We start from the raw sequence: 16155 nt of genomic DNA, 5'->3' as shown, positions 1-16155 counted from the left end.
GCCATGACCACCATTCACATCTCCAAGACCTCCCGCTGGTTCGGCAACGTGGTCGCGGTCAACGACATCACCATGGACATCTCCCCCGGCGTCACCGGCCTGCTCGGGCCCAACGGCGCCGGCAAGTCGACGCTGATCCACATGATGAGCGGCTTCCTCGCGCCCTCGGCCGGCGCCGTCACGCTCGACGACCGGCCCATCTGGCGCAACCCCGAGGCGTACCGGCAGATCGGCCTGGTCCCCGAGCGCGAGGGCATGTACGACTACCTCACCGGCGGCGAGTTCGTGCTGGCCAACGCCGAGCTGCACGGCCTGCCCGACCCGGGCGCGGCGGCCCGCGCCGCCCTGGAGACGGTCGAGATGACCGCCGCCGCCGACCGTCGCGTCTCCACCTACAGCAAGGGCATGCGGCAGCGCGTCAAGATGGCCTCGGCGCTGGTGCACCAGCCGTCGGTGCTGCTGCTCGACGAGCCGTTCAACGGCATGGACCCGCGGCAGCGCATGCACCTGATGGAGCTGCTCCGGCGGATGGGCGAGGAGGGGCGCACCGTGCTGTTCTCCTCGCACATCCTGGAGGAGGTCGAGCAGCTCGCCACCCACATCGAGGTCGTCGTGGCCGGCCGGCACGCGGCCTCGGGCGACTACCGGCGGATCCGCCGGCTGATGACGGACCGCCCGCACCGCTACCTCGTCCGGTCGAGCGACGACCGGGCGCTGGCGGCGGCGCTCATAGCGGACCCGTCCACCAGCGGCATCGAGTTCGACCCCGCGGAGAACGCGCTGCGGGTGCAGGCGGTCGACTTCCTCCGCTTCACCACCCGGCTCCCGCTGCTCGCCCGCGAGCACGGCGTCCGGCTGCTCACCGTCTCGCCCTCGGACGAGTCGCTGGAGAGCGTCTTCTCCTACCTGGTCAGCGCGTAAGGAGCCCGATCGCGATGTACAACCCGACCGTCGCCCGGCTCACCTACCGGGCCCTGCTCGGCCGCCGCCGCGCGCTGATCCTGAGCGCCCTGCCGGCGCTGCTGCTGGTCATCGCCGTCGCGGTGCGCCTGCTCAACGGCGCGGACGACCGCGCGGCCACCGAGATCCTCGGCGGCTTCGCGCTCGCCTCGATGGTGCCGCTGATCGGCGTGATCGCCGGCACCGGGGCGATCGCCCCGGAGATCGACGACGGCTCGATCGTCTACCTGCTCTCCAAACCGCTGGACCGGCGCACCATCATCACCACCAAGCTGCTGGTCGCCATCGGCGTCACCCTGGCCTTCACCACGGTGCCGATCCTGCTCGCCGGCTTCATCCTCAACGGCAACAGCCAGACCATCGCCGGCGCCTACGCGGTGGCGGCGGCCGTCGCCTCCGTCGCGTACAGCGCCGTGTTCCTGCTGCTCGGCACCGTCTCGAGGAACGCGGTGGTCTTCGGCCTGGTCTACGCCCTGGTCTGGGAGACGCTGTTCGGCAACGTGGTGCCCGGCGCGCGGACGCTGAGCATCCAGCAGTGGGCCACGGCCATCGCCGAGCGGATAGCCGGGCCCGGCGCCGACATCACCTCGGACGTCTCGCTGGGCACCGCGCTGGTGCTGCTGACCGTGGCCACCGCGCTCGGCACCTGGTACTCGGCCCGGCGGCTGGCCGTGCTCACCATCGCCGGCGAGCGCTGAGCCCACCGGGCGGCGGCCGCCCACGGAAAACCGGGAGACCGGCCGCCGCCCCACGCGCCATCCTGGCCGTAATGGACGAACGAACCATCAAGAAGATCTCGAAGTACCTCGCCCGCCACCTGCGGCACGATCCCGGCCGGATCGGCCTGGTCCTCGACGAGGGCGGCTGGGCCGACATCGACGAGCTGCTCGCCGCCTGCGGGCGGCGCGGGATGCGGGTCAGCCGGGCCCAGCTCGACGAGGTGGTCGCCAGGAACGACAAGCGGCGCTTCGCGGTCGACCCCACCGGCCGGCGCATCAGGGCCAGCCAGGGCCACACCATCGAGGTGGACCTGGGCCTCGCCCCGCTGGCGCCGCCCGCCCGGCTCTACCACGGCACGGTGGCCGCCAGCCTGCCGGGCATCAGGGCGGAGGGCCTGCGCCCCATGCGCAGGCAGCACGTGCACCTGTCGCCGGACCGGGAGACCGCCACCCGGGTCGGGGCCAGGCGCGGCCGGCCCGTGGTGCTGCCGGTCGAGGCGGGCGCGATGCACGCCGCCGGCCACGTGTTCTGGCGCAGCGACAACGGGGTGTGGCTCACGGAGGCCGTGCCGGCCGCGTTCCTCCGCTTCCCCGGCTGAATCCGCGAGGCCCGTTGGGGAGTCAGGCCTCGGCCCCCTGGTCGAGCAGCGGTTCGAGGACCAGCGCGATGCCGTCCTCGTCGTTGCCCGCGGTGACCTCGTCGGCCCTGGCCCTGACGTCGGGGTGCGCCCCCGCCATGGCGACGCTGTGCGCGGCCCAGTCGAACATCGGGAGGTCGTTGGGCATGTCGCCGAAGGCGATGGTCTCCGAGCCCTTGACCCCGAGCCGGCGCGCGGCGAGCGAGAGGCCGGTCGCCTTGGTGAGGCCCAGCGGCAGCATCTCCACCAGCCGCTCCCCCGAGACGACGACGCCCACCACGTCGCCCAGCTGGTCGAGCGCGGCGGCGGCCAGCTCGTCGTCCGACAGCTCAGGATGGTGCAGGTAGAGCTTGATGACCGGCTCGGCGAAGAGCTCGGCGCGCTCGTCGACCCGCACCGGCACCGGGCTGCCGTCGCCGTGGGTGCCGTAGGTGCTGCCCACCGTCTCGTGGAAGCCGCCCTCCATCACCACCTGGCCGTCGAGCCCGTCCCGGTTGGCCGCGACGTGCAGCGGGCCGAGCACCTTCTCCAGCCGCGCCACGGCGGCGCGCGCCAGCTCGCGGTCCAGGGTGACGGAGGTCAGCAGCCGGTGCTCGCCCGCGTGGTAGAGCTGCGCGCCCTGGCCGCAGACCGCGAGACCCCGGTAGCCGAGGTCGTCCAGGATGTGCCGGGTCCAGGCGACGCTGCGGCCGGTGACGACGATGTGCTCGGCCCCGGCGGCCTGCGCGGCGGTGAGCGCCGCGCGGGTCCTGGGAGAGATCGTCTCGTCGCCGCGCAGCAGCGTGCCGTCCAGGTCGGTGGCGACCAGCCGGTAGGGGAAGGCGGTCGGCAGCGTCACCGGCCCGCCCCCGCGGTCGGCCCGGCGACTGGCTCGAGCAGTTCGCGCCCGCCCAGGTAGGGCCGCAGCGCCTCCGGCACCCGCACCGAGCCGTCGGCCCGCTGGTGGTTCTCCAGCAGGGCGACGATGGTGCGCGGCACCGCGCACAGCGTGCCGTTGAGGGTGGCGAGCGGGCGCACCCCGGCGTCCTTGGTGCGCGTCCTGATGCCCAGCCGGCGCGCCTGGAACTCGGTGCAGTTGGAGGTGGAGGTCAGCTCCCGGTACCTGCCCTGGGTGGGGATCCACGCCTCGCAGTCGAACTTCCGGGAGGCGGACGCGCCCAGGTCGCCGCTGGCCACGTCGATCACCCGGAAGGGCAGTTCGAGGGAGGTGAGCCACTGCTTCTCCCACTCCAGCAGCCTGGCCAGCTCGGCCTCGGCGTCCTCCGGCGCGACGTAGGAGAACATCTCCACCTTGTCGAACTGGTGGACGCGGAAGATGCCCCTGGTGTCCTTGCCGTAGGAGCCGGCCTCGCGGCGGAAGCAGGGCGAGAAGCCGGCGTAGCGCCGCGGCAGTTCGCCGGCGTCCAGGATCTCGTCCATGTGGTAGGCGGCGAGCGGCACCTCGGAGGTGCCGACCAGGTAGTAGTCGTCCTTCTCCAGGTGGTAGACGTCCTGCGCGGCCTGGCCGAGGAAGCCGGTGCCCTCCATGGCGCGCGGCTTGACCAGCGCCGGGGTCAGCATGGGGACGAAGCCGGCCTCGGTCGCCAGCGCGATCGCCGCGTTGACCAGCGCGAGTTCGAGCAGGGCGCCCACGCCCGTCAGGTAGTAGAAGCGCGCTCCCGAGACCTTGGCGCCGCGCTCGGTGTCGATGGCGCCCAGCGCCTGGCCGAGCTCCAGGTGGTCCCTGGGCTCGAAGCCCTCGGCCGTGAAGTCGCGGACGGTGCCGTGCGTCTCGCGCACCACGAAGTCGTCCTCGCCGCCGACCGGCACGTCGGGGTGGACGAGGTTGCCGATCCGCAGCAGCAGCGCCTGGGCCTCGGCTGCTGCCGCGTCACGCTCGGCGTCGGCGGCCTTGACCGCGGCGGCCAGTTCGCCGGCGCTGGCGAGGAGCTCCGCCTTCTCGTCCCCGCTCGCCCGGGAGACGCGCTTGCCGAGCTGCTTCTGCTCGGCGCGCAGCTCGTCGAAGCGGGAGCTGGACGACCTGCGCCGCTCGTCGGCGGAGAGCAGGGCGTCGACGAGGTCGACGTCCTCTCCACGGGCGCGCTGAGAGGCGCGCACTCGGTCCGGTTCCTCGCGAAGCAGCCGTAGGTCGATCACGGCACCAGGCTACCGGGGGCGCTGTGCGGCACCGCATCCGAATTCGGCGTCCCCTCGCGTAGCCACCCACGTCGAAGTGCGTTTTGCCTGTTTCGTCGGGAATTCGCCGGAATCCACCGAAAAGTGGAGCCGAGGAAATCCACAGGTCAGCGGGTTGCCCACCGGGTTATCCACAGGGCTTCGTCCACCCCTGTGGATAACCGGACGGCTTCTCGGAGGGGCTCCGCGTGGGGCCGTAGAATTCCCCGCTCAAACCCCGCTCACACTCTCTTACGAGGGAAATCGAAGAGAATTGCCTCACTCGCCGGAGGGATGCCCGTCGTTTTGGGTGACGAAAAGGGGTTCCGCGGGCTGTGGACGACTTGATGCCCGTCGGGGCGATATGTCGACGATGTCCGATTGGCCGTGTCGACTTATGCACAGGCACGGAGGGTGTCCTGTGGATAACTCGTGGATAACCCCTCGGGCACCCACCGGACACCCGGACGTCAGCGCTCCGACGCCGTCCGCCCCGCCTCGCCCGGCCGGCCGTCCAGGCACCTGGTCAGCCAGTCGGCGGCCGACAGGAAGTCCTCGTCGGTCGTGCCGGCGCGCACCGTGGGCTCGACGTGGTCGGCCCGCGGATAGGAGCCGAGGAAGCGCACGTCGGGGCAGAGCCGCCGGAGCCCCATCAGCGCGTCGCCCACCCGGCGGTCCGAGATGTGCCCCTCGCAGTCGACCGAGAAGCAGTACTGCCCGATCCCCTTGCCGGTGGGCCGCGACTCGATCCGCGTCAGGTTCACCCCGCGCGCCGAGTACTCCTGGAGCACCTCGAGCAGCGCGCCCGGGTGGTCGGCGCGCAGCCACAGCACCACCGAGGTCTTGTCGGCTCCGGTGCTCGCCGCGGGACGCGCCGGCCGGCCCACGAGCACGAAGCGGGTGGTGGCGTTGTGCGCGTCGTGGATGTCGGTGACCAGCGGCTCGAGCCCGTAGATCGCGGCCGCGAACTCGCCGGCGAACGCCGCGTCGTACCGCCCCTCCTGCACCAGGCGGGCGCCGTCCGCGTTGGACGCCGCCGACTCCCACTGCGCCTCCGGCAGGTAGCGCCTGAGCCAGCCCCGCACCTGCGGCTGGGCCACCGGGTGCCCGGTGACCGTCTTGATCGACTCGATGCTCGTGCCCGGCCTGACCAGCAGCGCGAACGCGATCGGCAGCAGCACCTCGCGGTAGATCATCAGCGGCTTGCCGGACGCCAGCTCGTCCACCGTGGCCACCACGCCGCCCTCCACCGAGTTCTCGATGGGCACCAGCGCGCCCGCCGCCTCCCCGGAGCGCACCGCGTCCAGGGCCGCCGGCACGGAGATCATCGGTACGAGCTCGCGGGTGGCCGCCTCCGGCAGGGTGCGGATGGCGGCTTCGGTGAAGGTGCCCTCGGGGCCCAGGTAGGTGTAGCGACTCGCTGCTGTCATGACGCAACGGTAGCCGTGGCGCGCGGCCGATCGCGTCGCGGTATCAGCCTTCGAACGTCGGCCCGCCCCCTTGGGCCCGCCCCCTCCGCCCGCCCGTTCCCCCGGTCAGCCCTCGAGCAGCCGCTGGCCCACGTACTCGCCCTCGGCGGCGCCGCCCGGCACCGCGAACAGCGCGCTCGCCTCGTGCTTGACGAACGCCGAGAGCGCGTCCCCGCGGTCCAGCTTGCGCTGCACCGGCACGAAGCCGCGCAGCGGATCGGCCTGCCAGCAGACGAACAGCAGGCCGGCGTCCGGGCTGCCGTCGTCCAGGAACCCGTCGTGGAAGGAGAAGGGGCGGCGGAGCATCGCCGCGCCGCCGTTGGTCTCCGGCGCGCTGACCCGGACGTGGGCGTTGGCGGCGATCACCGGGCCGCCGTCCGCGTCGGTCGCCTCCAGATCGACGGGGGTGGTCTCGTCGCCGCCGGTGAGCGGGGCGCCGTCGGACTTCCGGCGCCCGATCACCCGCTCCTGCTCGGCCTCGCTCACCCGCTCCCAGTCGTCGAGCAGCATCCGGATCCGGCGCACCACGACGTAGGAGCCGCCGGCCATCCAGCCGGGGTCGCCGCCCTCCGGCACGAAGACGCGCTGGTCGAAGTCCTCGTCGGTGGGCTTCGGGTTGTTGGTGCCGTCGACCTGCCCCATCAGGTTGCGGCTGGTCATGGGGCGGGCGGTGGCGCCCGGGCTGCGGTTGAACCCGGTCATCTGCCAGCGGACGGCGGCGGTGCCCGCCGCGGCGCGCTGCAGCGCGCGCAGCGCGTGGAAGGCGACGAGCGCGTCGTCGGCGCCGACCTGGAGCCACAGGTCGCCGTCCGAGCGGGCCGGGTCGAGGGCGTCGTTGGAGAAGACCGGCAGCGGGGCGAGGGCGGCGGGTCGGGCGGCGGCGAGGTCGGTCGCGTCGAAGAAGCCGTGGCCGAGGCCGATGGTGACGGTGAGGGCGGCCGGTCCCGCGTCCCGGGCGACGTCGGTGTCGTCCGGCGGGGCCTCGCCGGCCATCAGCCGGGCGGCCAGCGTGGACCAGCGGCGCAGCAGGTCGGCGGCCTCGCGGCGGCCGGCGCCCGGGGCGAGGTCGAGGGCGACGAGGTGGCCGTGGGTCTGGGCCGGGGTGGTGATGCCGGGCTGGTGGGCGCCGTGGAAGGGGTGGGCGGTGGCGCCGAGGGTGGTGAGCGCCGGGGCGCCGGGGGCGGCGACGGCGGCGTGCGCGACGGCGCCGCCGGCGGTGCCGAGGGCGAGTCCCGCGGCGCCCGCGGTGCCGGCGGTGGTGAGCAGGCGGCGGCGGGAGATGTCAGTCATGGTCTGTCTGTCACTGTTCGGTCGGGGTTTCGTCGGGTCGGGGTCAGTCGACGGTGAGGGAGGCGGTCTCGGTCACCTGGTCGATGTCGGAGGTGCGGACGGTCAGGGCGAGCTCCCAGGTGCCGGGGCGGGGCAGCTGGAGGTCGGTGACGGTCCAGTGGCCGACGTCGACGTGCAGGGGTTCGTAGCGCAGCGGGCCGATGTCCTCGGCCGGCAGGGTGAGGGCGATCCGGACCTCCTCAGCCGTGGTGGGCAGGCCGTCGGGGTCGGTGAGCCGGATGTGCAGGGTGTTGTCGCCGGTGCGGGCCGGTGAGAGGTCGAGCCGCGCCTCGCCCCGGCCGAGTTCGCCGCCGGTGTCGTAGGGGAGGGAGAGGGACAGGGGCTCGCCGGCCGGCCGGTCCGCGGCGCCGCCGCCGGTCGCGTCGTCCGCGGCCGCCTGGGCGGCCGCGGTGTGGGCCGGGGTGGTCGTGGTGAGCGCGGTGGTGACGCCGAGCAGCACGGCGGCGACGGCGGCCTCGGCCAGCACGGAGCGGCGCAGTCCGGAGCGGCTCTGGTCGGCGTCGCGGGCCCGGAGGCGGGCCGTGCGCTCGACGGCGGCGCGTTGCCTGGCCAACTGCCGGGCGCGGGCCGGGTCGGTGCCCTCGGCGGCCTCGTCGCTCTCGCCGGCGCCCACCGCCACGGGCTCGGCCGTCTCCGTGGTCTTGCTGGTCTCGCTGGTCCCGGCGGCCTCCGCGGTGTCGGCCAGCCGGGCCGTCCAGCGTCGGGAGGCCACGGCGACCGCCAGCAGGACGGCGACCAGCGCGACCTTCACCATCAGCAGGCGCCCGTAGGAGGTGTCGGTGAGCGCCGTCCAGGACAGGCCGACCTGACGCCAGGACTGGTAGAGCCCGGTGCCGGCGAGCGCGACGACGCTGCCGGTGGCGAGCGCCGAGTAGCGGCGGACGGCGGCCCGCGGCGGCCCGCCGGGCGAGCGGTGCAGGAGGACGAGCAGGGTGGCCAGGCCGCCGAGCCAGGTCGCGACGGCCAGCAGGTGGACGACGTCGGCGGGGATGGCCAGGGCGGTCTGCCGTCCGCTGGCGGCGTGCTCCGAGGTGGCCCAGGTGGCGGCCAGACCCACGGCGATGATGACGCCGCCGATGCCGAGACCGAAGGTGAGGTCGCGCAGCCGCGCGGCGCGGTCCTCGGCGTCCTCCGGGTGCTCGGCGTCCTCCGCTCCCCCTCGCGCGGCGGTGCGCAGCCGGGCGTAGGAGCCGTAGAGCAGTGCGATGAAGAGGCCGGCCGCCGCCGCCAGCAGCAGCCGGGTGACCAGCGCGGTGCCGGTCCTGGTGGCCACGACGTCCCGCAGGCCGCCGGCGTCGAGGGCGTCGGCCAGCTCGCCGGAGCCCGTGTAGGGGATGCGCAGCCAGAGCAGCGCGAGGGTGGCGCCGGTCAGCACGATCCAGCCGGCCAGGGTCACCCGCTGCGCGGCTCCCCGGCCGGCGGCCGCCGGCCAGCACACCAGAACGAAGACGCAGGAGCCGACGAGCAGTAGGAATCCGGTGTAGGCGGCGTAGCGCCCGACGTCGTACAGCAGCCCGACGAGCCCGTCGTCGCCGGTCGCGGTCACCTTCTCCGGGCTGACCGACGTCTCGGAAGGCGCGCCGACGGAGAAGGTGAAGGCGCCCGAGATGGGGTGGCTGTCGGTCGAGACGGCCTGCCAGGCCACGGTGTACGTGCCGTCGGCGAGTCCGGGCCGGAGCGCGACGGCGTGGGTGCGCCCTGAGCCGGTCGTCTCGCCGGCGTCGGCGCGCTCGCCGTCCGGGTCGAGGACCCGGATGGCGTCCGGCGCGAGCGAGACCCCCTCGGTGAAGGTGAGGGAGACCTCGGTGGGTGCCGTGGCGACCACCTCCCCGTCCCCCGGCGTGGTGTCGGCGAGCGCCGCGTGGGCCGCGGCGGGGCCGGCGCCGGCGAGCAGGCCGGCGAGCGCGGCGACCGTGGCCAGCGCGCCGAGCAGCAGCGTGACGAGGGGGCGGGGAAGGGTGGTCGTGGCTCTCATGGCGTCAGGTCTCACTCCCCGGTGTGGGTGGCCGATTCGACCGGCACGTCGACGGTGAGGGGGTCCGAGGTCTCGAAGCGCAGTTCGAGGCTCACGGTCTCGCCTTCGACGAGCCGGCGGGAGAGGTCGAGCAGCATCACGTGGTTGCCGCCGCGGGCGAGGTCGAGCCGGCCGCCCGCGGGCACGGGCAGCGAGTCGACCTGCCGCATCCGGTTGTCCACGGTCTCGTGGATCTCGACCGTGCCGGCCACGTCGCTGCTCACCGAGACCAGGGTGTCGTCGGCGTCCCCGGTGTTCTCTATGGTCAGGAAGGCGCCGGCGACCTCCTGGGTGGGCGGCTGCGGCACATAGGCGCCGCTGGCCCGCAGCTCGGGCCGCCCCTCGCCGCCCGAGCAGGCGGCGAGGCCGAGCGTCAGCGCGCCGGCGAGGAGCGCCGCCGCCGACCGGCGCGTCACGGCAGCTCCCCCTCGATCAGTCCTGGCAGGTCGCGCGCGAAGGTGTCGCTGGTGACGCCCTCGGTGTAGACGACGTGCGCCCGGTCGTCGGTGGGCAGGAAGGCGACCACCTGGGTGCCGTGGGTGGAGACGATGTCGCCGTTCTCGTCCACGGTCGACGGCTCGATGTGGACGCCGAGGGAGCGGGCGGCCTCCTGGATGGTCTCGAAGTCGCCGGTGAGCCCGGTGAAGTCGGGGCCCTGGGACTCCAGCCAGGGACCGAGCGACTCGGGGGTGTCGCGCTCCGGGTCGGTGGTGACGAAGACGACGTCCAGCCGGTCGCGCTGCTCCTCGGTCAGGCCGGCGCTGGCGATGCCGATGTTGCTCATGGTGAGCGGGCAGATGTCGGGGCAGTGGGTGTAGCCGAAGTAGAGGAGCGTGGCCCGACCCGCGGTGCGTTCGACGAAGTCGTACTCCTCGCCGTTGGTGTCGGTGAGCACCAGCTCCGGCTTGTCGAAGGGGGTGTCGAGGACGGTGCCCTCGTCCGCGGCCTGGGCGCCGTGGACTTCGGCGGCGGCCCCGTCGCCCTCGCCGTCGCCGCCCGGTGAGTCGCCGCCGCAGGCCGCCAGGACGAGCGCGGCCCCGAGGGCCACGGCGGTGGTGCTGATCTTGCGCAGGTGCATCGAGTGTTCCTGGTGTGGTGGTCGTGGCGCGGGGCGGAGGACGACTCCGCCCCGCGTGGTCTCACGGTTCGGATGGTCAGGGGGCGGTGGTGCGCTCCGCGCCGTCGCCGGCGCTCCGCCGGCGGCCGGCGAGGACGCCGAAGGCGACGCCGGCGACGCCGACCGCGATGCCGACGCCGGCCAGTACCCGGGCCGTGGTGTCGGTGCCGGCCTCGTCGGAGGAGCCGGCCGCGGCCGGTTCGGCGGCGTCGTGCGCCGCCTCGTCGGCCGTGGCGTCGGCCCCTTCGCCCGACTCGGCGCCGTGGTGGCCGCCCTCGCCCGGCGTCAGCGTCAGGACCGGCGCCGGGTTCTCGGGCTCCACACCGTCCTCGGTGGGCTCCTCGATCCAGCGCGCGACCTCGCCGTCGTCGTACTCCTGCAGCGCCCTGAGCACGAGCTGGTCGGTGTCCTCGGGCAGCGGGCCGACGGAGATCGGGAACTGCTGGAACATCCCGGGCTCGATCTCGCCCCCGCTCCAGATGATGGTGGTGGGCGCCTCGGTGACCTGGCCGCCGTGCAGCTCGATCGGCTCGTCGAGCTCGGCGGTCTGGACCTCGACGTCCCAGCCGGGGACCGGCTGCGGCCGCACCGAGGCGAGCGGGTGCTCGGGGTCGAGGTGGACCTCGAGCCTGGTGGTCGAGGCGGTGTCGCTCTCGTTGGGCACCCGGAGGGTCAGGACGGCGTAGCCGCCCTGCTCGGCCTCGCTCGGGTCGATGCTGACATGGGCCTGGGCGGCGGGGGCGGCGACGGTCAGGACGACGGCCGCCGCGCCGATCGCCGTGCAGACGGCCATGCGCGTGCGCTTCATGAGCACTCCACGGTGAGTCCCCGCGCCACGGGGGCGCGGAGAGTGAGAAGGGAAGGAAAGGAGAGAGCAGGCGCGAGCGAGGGGGCGTGGCCCGCGCGACGCGCGCGGTGATGGTGGGCGGCCCCGGGCGCACGGCGCCGGCGCACCCTGCCCGGTCCTTCCCGGGGAGTGCGTCAGGCCGCGAGCGCCAGTTCCGCCGCGCCCCCGACGCGCGGCGGGCCGCGCCTGGTCAGTGCGGGCGGCAGCGAGATGCCGGTGACGGCGGGGTGCGGACGGTGTCCTGGGCGCGGGCGGCGCGCGGCGGGCGGGTGTGGCAGCGCGCCGGCGCACAGCAGCCGGGCGAGGCGCAGCGCGCGCCTGAGCGGCGGGGCGAGCACGTCGAGCGCGGCACCGCCGAACCGGGCGAGGTCGATCAGCCGCCACAGCGCCCGCTCGCCGCGGCGCAGCAGCCAGCCGGCGAGGACGGCGGCCACCAGGTGGCCGAGCAGCATGGGCCCTGAGGGCAGCCAGTCGTGCGCCACGGCCGCGCCGCCCGGGTGCGCGGCGGGCCGGAGGCCGGCGGCCGAGACGATCCGCGTCGCCCTGGCCTCGGTGAGGGCCATGAGCTGGTCGTTGCAGAGCAGCCGCCTGGCCTGCTCGACGGCGCTCCCGCCGGCCGCGTGTCCGCCGCCGGTCGAGCCGTGCTGCCCGAGGCCGTAGAGGGCGTGCAGGGCGAGCTGCCCGGCGCCGAGCGCGGCGGCGATGGCGGGGAAGGAGCGGCGTTCGCGGCCCGCGAGCGGCGCGGCGAACGTGAAGGCGGCGAGCCAGCCGGCGGCCAGCGCCCAGCCGGCTGTCCCCGGCCCGCCGGCCGAGAGGTGACCGGCCGCGGCCAGCGTGGCGCAGGCCGCGGCGAAGACCGCGGCTCGCAGCAGTCGCAGATCGGCTCCGGCACGCATGGCGGCGTCATCATCTCACCGGCCCCGCCGCCGCGTGGGCGCGGGGCCGGATTCTCGCACGCGAGTACGTACCTTCACTCGTGCCGAGGTGTCGCCATATCGATGCCTGTGTCCTGATACATCCGCCGAACGGGGGGTGCTGGGTGGCGTCCGCGCTTACCGGTCGTGCCGGTAGGCAATACCTACAGATATGTCGAGCCGCGGCCAGGAGGCTGGAGCATGAGCATCTGGTGGTCTCTCCAACTGCGCCGGGAAGCGGCCAGCGTCCCACTGGCCCGGCGCCTGCTGCTCGGCGCGATGGAGACGGCCGGGGTGGACGCGGACATCTCCCACGAGCTCTCGGTCGCCCTCTCCGAGGCCTGCGCCAACGCCGTCCAGCACGGCGGCGACCGCTCCGAGGTCTACCGGGTGACCGCCTCGATCCTGGGCGACATGTGCCGGATCGAGGTCACCGACTGCGGCCCGGGGTTCCCCGACGGGGCCGCCGTCCCGATGGCCGAGCCCCGCGAGCTGCTGCCCGGCGGGCGCGGCCTGCGGCTGATCGAGGCCCTCTCGGACCGCCTCCGCATCGGCAACCAACCGGGCAGCGGCGGAGCCGTCGTCACCTTCGACAAGATCCTCAAATGGCGCGAGGACGCGGCGCTGCTTCGAGCCTCCTAGGCCCGGACAGGGCCTGGCCGCTACTGCCGACCGGAGGCGCCCTGCCGCCCCCCGGCCTTGGCCTGGGATTGTCCAGGAATTTACTTCTGGGCTCTTTACTCGGGACCCGGTACCGTGGCGCTCTGAGGGGGATGCACCCGGACGTTCCCTCTGGAGGTGGAAACCATGGGTCAGATCGGGCTAAGAGAGCTTGTGGTCCTGGCGATCATCGTGCTGCTGGTGTTCGGCGCCAAGCGGCTCCCGGACCTCGCCCGCTCCCTCGGGAAGTCGGCGCGCATCCTCAAGAGCGAGGCGGCCGCGATGAAGGCCGAGGGCGCGGCGGCCAACCCGCCCGCCCAGCCGCAGCCGGAGCCCCAGCAGGCCGGCTCCGAGCCCCGCACCATCAAGGCCGCGCCGGTCGACGTCAGCACCGTGCGTCCGGCCCAGGAGCCGCACGACGCCGCTCCGCGCGGCTGAGCGCCGCCCAACGCTGGGCACTGCCCGACGCCGCTGGCCTGGGCCGGGCCGCCACCGCCTATCGCTTGGCGTGGCGGCCCGGCCCGCGCGCGGGGGCCGCGCCGCCGGGCGCGGGGGCGCCGGGCTGGCCGTCACCGGCCGAGGAGCCTCGGGCCCGCAGGTACTCGATGACGATCGGGACGATCGACAGCAGCACGATCGCGATCAGGATCAGCTCGATGTGCTCGTGCACGAAGTCGACCTGGCCGAGCGCGGCGCCCAGCAGGGTCACGCCCGCCCCCCACAGCACCCCGCCGACGACGTTGAACGTGACGAACGAGCGGTAACGCATGTTGCTCACGCCGGCGATGATCGGCGTGAAGGTGCGCACGATCGGCACGAAGCGGGCCAGCACCAGTGACTTGGGGCCGTGCTTCTCGAAGAAGGCGTGCGCCTTCTCCACGTTCTCCTGCTTGAAGAGCCGGGAGTCCGGCCGCCGGAACAGGGCCGGGCCGACCTTGCGCCCGAAGAGGTAGCCGACCTGGTCGCCGGCCACCGCGGCCAGCACGATCAGCAGGCACACCAGCCACAGCGGGTAGTGCAGGTACTGGTCGGTGGCCACCAGCAGCCCGGTGGTGAAGAGCAGCGAGTCCCCCGGCAGGAAGAAGCCGATCAGCAGGCCGGACTCGGCGAAGACCACCGCGAGGATCCCGACGAGGCCGAAGCTCTGGATGAGGTACTCCGGGTCGAGCCAGCTGGGCCCGAGAGCGAGAGCTTCCATGAAGGGGGACTCCTGAGGCGCGGCCCGAGTGCCTGCCGCCCGGGCGTTACCGCCAGGCTATCCGCTCCGACCCGGCCGGGAAAAAATTCCTCGAAGAAGTCTGCGACATCCCCCGGGGGCTCACGCATCCCTATCTGTGACGGGGCGAGAACGCGGGGGACGCGGCTCGCCGGGGCCCCCAGCGGGGGCCCGAGCCGAAGTAAGGGGAAAGCAGACATGAGCACACGCAAGGACGAGGCGAACCGGCCGCTCTGGAAGCGTCGGATCGGGCTGACCGCCGCGATCGCCACCGCGGCGATGGCGTCGATGGTCGCCGCCTCGCCGAGCTACGCCGAGCCGACCGCGGCGGCCACCTCGGGGGCGGCCGACGCGGCGGACGCGGCGGACGTCCCGCGCACGGAGCAGGAGCTGATCGACGCGCTGACCGGCCTCCTCCCCGGCGACCTCCAGGTCACCGAGTCCTACGCGACCGGGCTGGAGGAGGGGCCCGACACCTCGGTCTCCCTCATCGCGGACGACGGCGCGGGCGGCGTCTCCCTCGACCTCAGCGTCTCCCGCTGGGCCACGGACGACTGGCACGACATCGCCGGCTGCCAGGGCTTCGGCGAGCCGGAGGAGGGCTTCACCTGCGAGGACACCACCCTCCCCGACGGTTCCATCCTCTCGCTGGTCACCAGCGAGTACGAGTACGAGGACGAGGAGGGGGAGACCTACCGAAGCCGTGACTGGCAGGTCTGGCTGGAGGGTCCCGGCGGCTCCGACCTGGAGCAGCCCGGCGGCCGGTCCGTCGTCCTCACCGAGTCCAAGGACCTGACGGACGCGGCCGACCCGGACGCGTACACCCCGCCGCTCGACCTCGACCAGCTCGCCGAGGTCGTCCAGGCGCCGGTCTGGGGGAGCGTGCTCGACGCGGCGGACGCCGAGTACGGCGGCCCCGGGGAGTGGGAGGAGGAGGTGCCGGCCAGCAGTGACATCCCGGCCTCCGACCTCAGGGACACCTTCCGCGCGCTGGCCCCCGAGGGCCTGGAGATCGTCGACGTCGAGACCGAGGAGACGGGCTGGGCCCAGCTCAGCGTGGACGACGGTCAGGGCGCCGGCCTGGTGGACATCACCGCCTACGAGGCCACCGGGTCCGAGGGCGAGGGCGGCTTCCTGAGCGGCGAGTACGCCTTCGGCGAGGGCGAGGCCCTGGCGGAGGGCGAGGTCGCGGACGGCCCCGACTGCCAGGACACCACCCTGGAGGACGGCACCGTGGTGAGCGTCTGCGACTGGCCGGCCAGTGCGGACGACCCGATCGCCATGAACTGGGCCGTCGTCACCTACCCCGACGGCTCCTCGCTGGACATCACGGCGTACAACGTCGCCGACTGGGACGCCGAGCCGAGCCGTGCCGACGCCCCGTTCACCGGTGAGCAGCTGGCCGAGATAGCGACCGCCGACGAGTGGCGCGCGCTCTTCGGCTGATCGGCGGTTCGCTGATCTGACCGCGCGGGTGGTGCCGCACAGGTGTGCGGCACCACCCGGTGCGACAATCTCGACCCACTCGCGCGTCTGAACGAGTGCGGGGGGCTTCAAGCGGATTCGAGGGGGACGGATGGGACGGCGCGACGAGGATTCGTACCGGCAGTTCGCCGTGAGCCGGAGCGCGGCGCTCTACCGGTCGGCGTGCCTGATGGCCAGCGGGGACACACACCTGGCGGAGGATCTGGTGCAGGAGACCCTCAGCCGGATGTACACGGTGTGGCACAAGAGGAAGTGCATAGACAATCCGGACGCCTACGCCAAGACCGTGCTGGTCCGCGCCTACCTGACCCACCGTCGGCGGCGCAGCAGCGGCGAGCAGCCGGCGCTGCGGCTCCCCGAGCGGCCCGTGGAGATGGCGGACTCCTCGCTGCGCGTCACGTTGCTGCAGGCCCTCGGCGAGCTGCCGCCGAAGGACCGGGCGGTGCTGGTGCTGCGGTTCTGGGAGGACCTCAGCATCGAGCAGACCGCGGACGCGATGCGGACGAGTTCGAGCGCCGTCCGTTCCCGATCCAGCCGTGCCCTCGCCAAGCTCAGGACCATGCTGGGCAGCTCGGGCTTCGCCGAACTCACCAGGGCCTAGGGCAGGGAAGG

General features: G+C 73.8%; 17 protein-coding genes. 7 read left to right on the top strand and 10 right to left on the bottom strand.

Annotated elements, in window-relative coordinates:
• Window positions 1-3: 3 nt before the first annotated feature.
• From RNC47_RS07230 to RNC47_RS07220, 3 genes are all read left to right on the top strand, one after another.
• Window positions 4-921: an ABC transporter ATP-binding protein gene (locus RNC47_RS07230; RefSeq protein ID WP_311596570.1), complete on the top strand. Its 918-nt coding sequence runs from the start codon at window positions 4-6 to the stop codon at window positions 919-921.
• A 14-nt stretch (window positions 922-935) separates the two neighbouring features.
• Window positions 936-1658, top strand: coding sequence for an ABC transporter permease (locus tag RNC47_RS07225; protein ID WP_311596568.1), 723 nt, complete (start codon window positions 936-938; stop codon window positions 1656-1658).
• Window positions 1659-1729: 71 nt separating this feature from the next.
• Window positions 1730-2278 carry an RNA 2'-phosphotransferase gene (locus RNC47_RS07220; protein WP_311596566.1) on the top strand — a complete coding sequence of 183 codons (549 nt, stop codon included), beginning with the start codon at window positions 1730-1732 and terminating at the stop codon, window positions 2276-2278.
• A 22-nt stretch (window positions 2279-2300) separates the two neighbouring features.
• On the opposite strand, the gene RNC47_RS07215 is transcribed toward RNC47_RS07220, so the two are convergent.
• From RNC47_RS07215 to RNC47_RS07175, 9 genes are all read right to left on the bottom strand, one after another.
• Entirely contained in the window at window positions 2301-3155 is an 855-nt protein-coding gene (locus RNC47_RS07215) for an HAD family hydrolase (RefSeq protein WP_311596564.1), read from the bottom strand.
• Window positions 3152-4453, bottom strand: coding sequence for a serine--tRNA ligase (serS, locus tag RNC47_RS07210; RefSeq protein WP_311596562.1), 1302 nt, complete (start codon window positions 4451-4453; stop codon window positions 3152-3154). Before serS ends, RNC47_RS07215 begins: the two co-directional genes overlap by 4 nt.
• A gap of 488 nt (window positions 4454-4941) precedes the next feature.
• Window positions 4942-5901 (bottom strand): prephenate dehydratase, encoded by a 960-nt coding sequence (gene pheA, locus RNC47_RS07205; protein WP_311596560.1) that lies wholly within the window; start codon window positions 5899-5901, stop codon window positions 4942-4944.
• A gap of 105 nt (window positions 5902-6006) precedes the next feature.
• Entirely contained in the window at window positions 6007-7230 is a 1224-nt protein-coding gene (gene efeB / locus RNC47_RS07200) for an iron uptake transporter deferrochelatase/peroxidase subunit (protein WP_311596558.1), read from the bottom strand.
• A 43-nt stretch (window positions 7231-7273) separates the two neighbouring features.
• The gene (locus RNC47_RS07195; protein WP_311596556.1) at window positions 7274-9265 is read right to left on the bottom strand and encodes a copper resistance CopC/CopD family protein; all 1992 of its coding nucleotides are present in this window, start codon (window positions 9263-9265) and stop codon (window positions 7274-7276) included.
• An 11-nt stretch (window positions 9266-9276) separates the two neighbouring features.
• Window positions 9277-9720 carry a copper chaperone PCu(A)C gene (locus RNC47_RS07190; protein WP_311596555.1) on the bottom strand — a complete coding sequence of 148 codons (444 nt, stop codon included), beginning with the start codon at window positions 9718-9720 and terminating at the stop codon, window positions 9277-9279.
• Entirely contained in the window at window positions 9717-10382 is a 666-nt protein-coding gene (locus RNC47_RS07185; RefSeq protein ID WP_311596553.1) for an SCO family protein, read from the bottom strand. Before RNC47_RS07185 ends, RNC47_RS07190 begins: the two co-directional genes overlap by 4 nt.
• Before the next feature lie 76 nt (window positions 10383-10458).
• The gene (locus tag RNC47_RS07180) at window positions 10459-11229 is read right to left on the bottom strand and encodes a YcnI family copper-binding membrane protein (RefSeq protein WP_311596551.1); all 771 of its coding nucleotides are present in this window, start codon (window positions 11227-11229) and stop codon (window positions 10459-10461) included.
• Window positions 11230-11402: 173 nt separating this feature from the next.
• Window positions 11403-12164, bottom strand: coding sequence for a hypothetical protein (locus RNC47_RS07175; protein ID WP_311596549.1), 762 nt, complete (start codon window positions 12162-12164; stop codon window positions 11403-11405).
• A gap of 219 nt (window positions 12165-12383) precedes the next feature.
• On the opposite strand from RNC47_RS07175, the gene RNC47_RS07170 reads away from it, so the two are divergent.
• Both RNC47_RS07170 and tatA read left to right on the top strand, forming a co-directional pair.
• On the top strand, window positions 12384-12824 hold the full coding sequence (locus RNC47_RS07170; RefSeq protein ID WP_311596548.1) for an ATP-binding protein: 441 nt from the start codon (window positions 12384-12386) through the stop codon (window positions 12822-12824).
• 165 nt (window positions 12825-12989) lie between these two features.
• On the top strand, window positions 12990-13280 hold the full coding sequence (tatA, locus tag RNC47_RS07165) for a Sec-independent protein translocase subunit TatA (protein WP_311596546.1): 291 nt from the start codon (window positions 12990-12992) through the stop codon (window positions 13278-13280).
• Between the two features lie 58 nt (window positions 13281-13338).
• Here tatA and RNC47_RS07160 read toward each other — a convergent pair whose 3' ends face one another.
• Window positions 13339-14040, bottom strand: a complete 702-nt coding sequence (locus tag RNC47_RS07160; protein WP_311596543.1) for a DedA family protein — start codon at window positions 14038-14040, stop codon at window positions 13339-13341.
• 216 nt (window positions 14041-14256) lie between these two features.
• On the opposite strand from RNC47_RS07160, the gene RNC47_RS07155 reads away from it, so the two are divergent.
• Both RNC47_RS07155 and RNC47_RS07150 read left to right on the top strand, forming a co-directional pair.
• Window positions 14257-15504 carry a hypothetical protein gene (locus RNC47_RS07155; protein WP_311596541.1) on the top strand — a complete coding sequence of 416 codons (1248 nt, stop codon included), beginning with the start codon at window positions 14257-14259 and terminating at the stop codon, window positions 15502-15504.
• Between the two features lie 130 nt (window positions 15505-15634).
• Entirely contained in the window at window positions 15635-16144 is a 510-nt protein-coding gene (locus tag RNC47_RS07150; protein ID WP_311596539.1) for a SigE family RNA polymerase sigma factor, read from the top strand.
• The last annotated feature ends 11 nt before the right edge of the window (window positions 16145-16155 follow it).

Source organism: Streptomyces millisiae (assembly GCF_031845425.1).
Taxonomy (GTDB): domain Bacteria; phylum Actinomycetota; class Actinomycetes; order Streptomycetales; family Streptomycetaceae; genus Streptomyces; species Streptomyces millisiae.
Note: the sequence above shows the minus strand (reverse complement) of the source record. Positions and strands in the feature narration are given on the sequence as shown.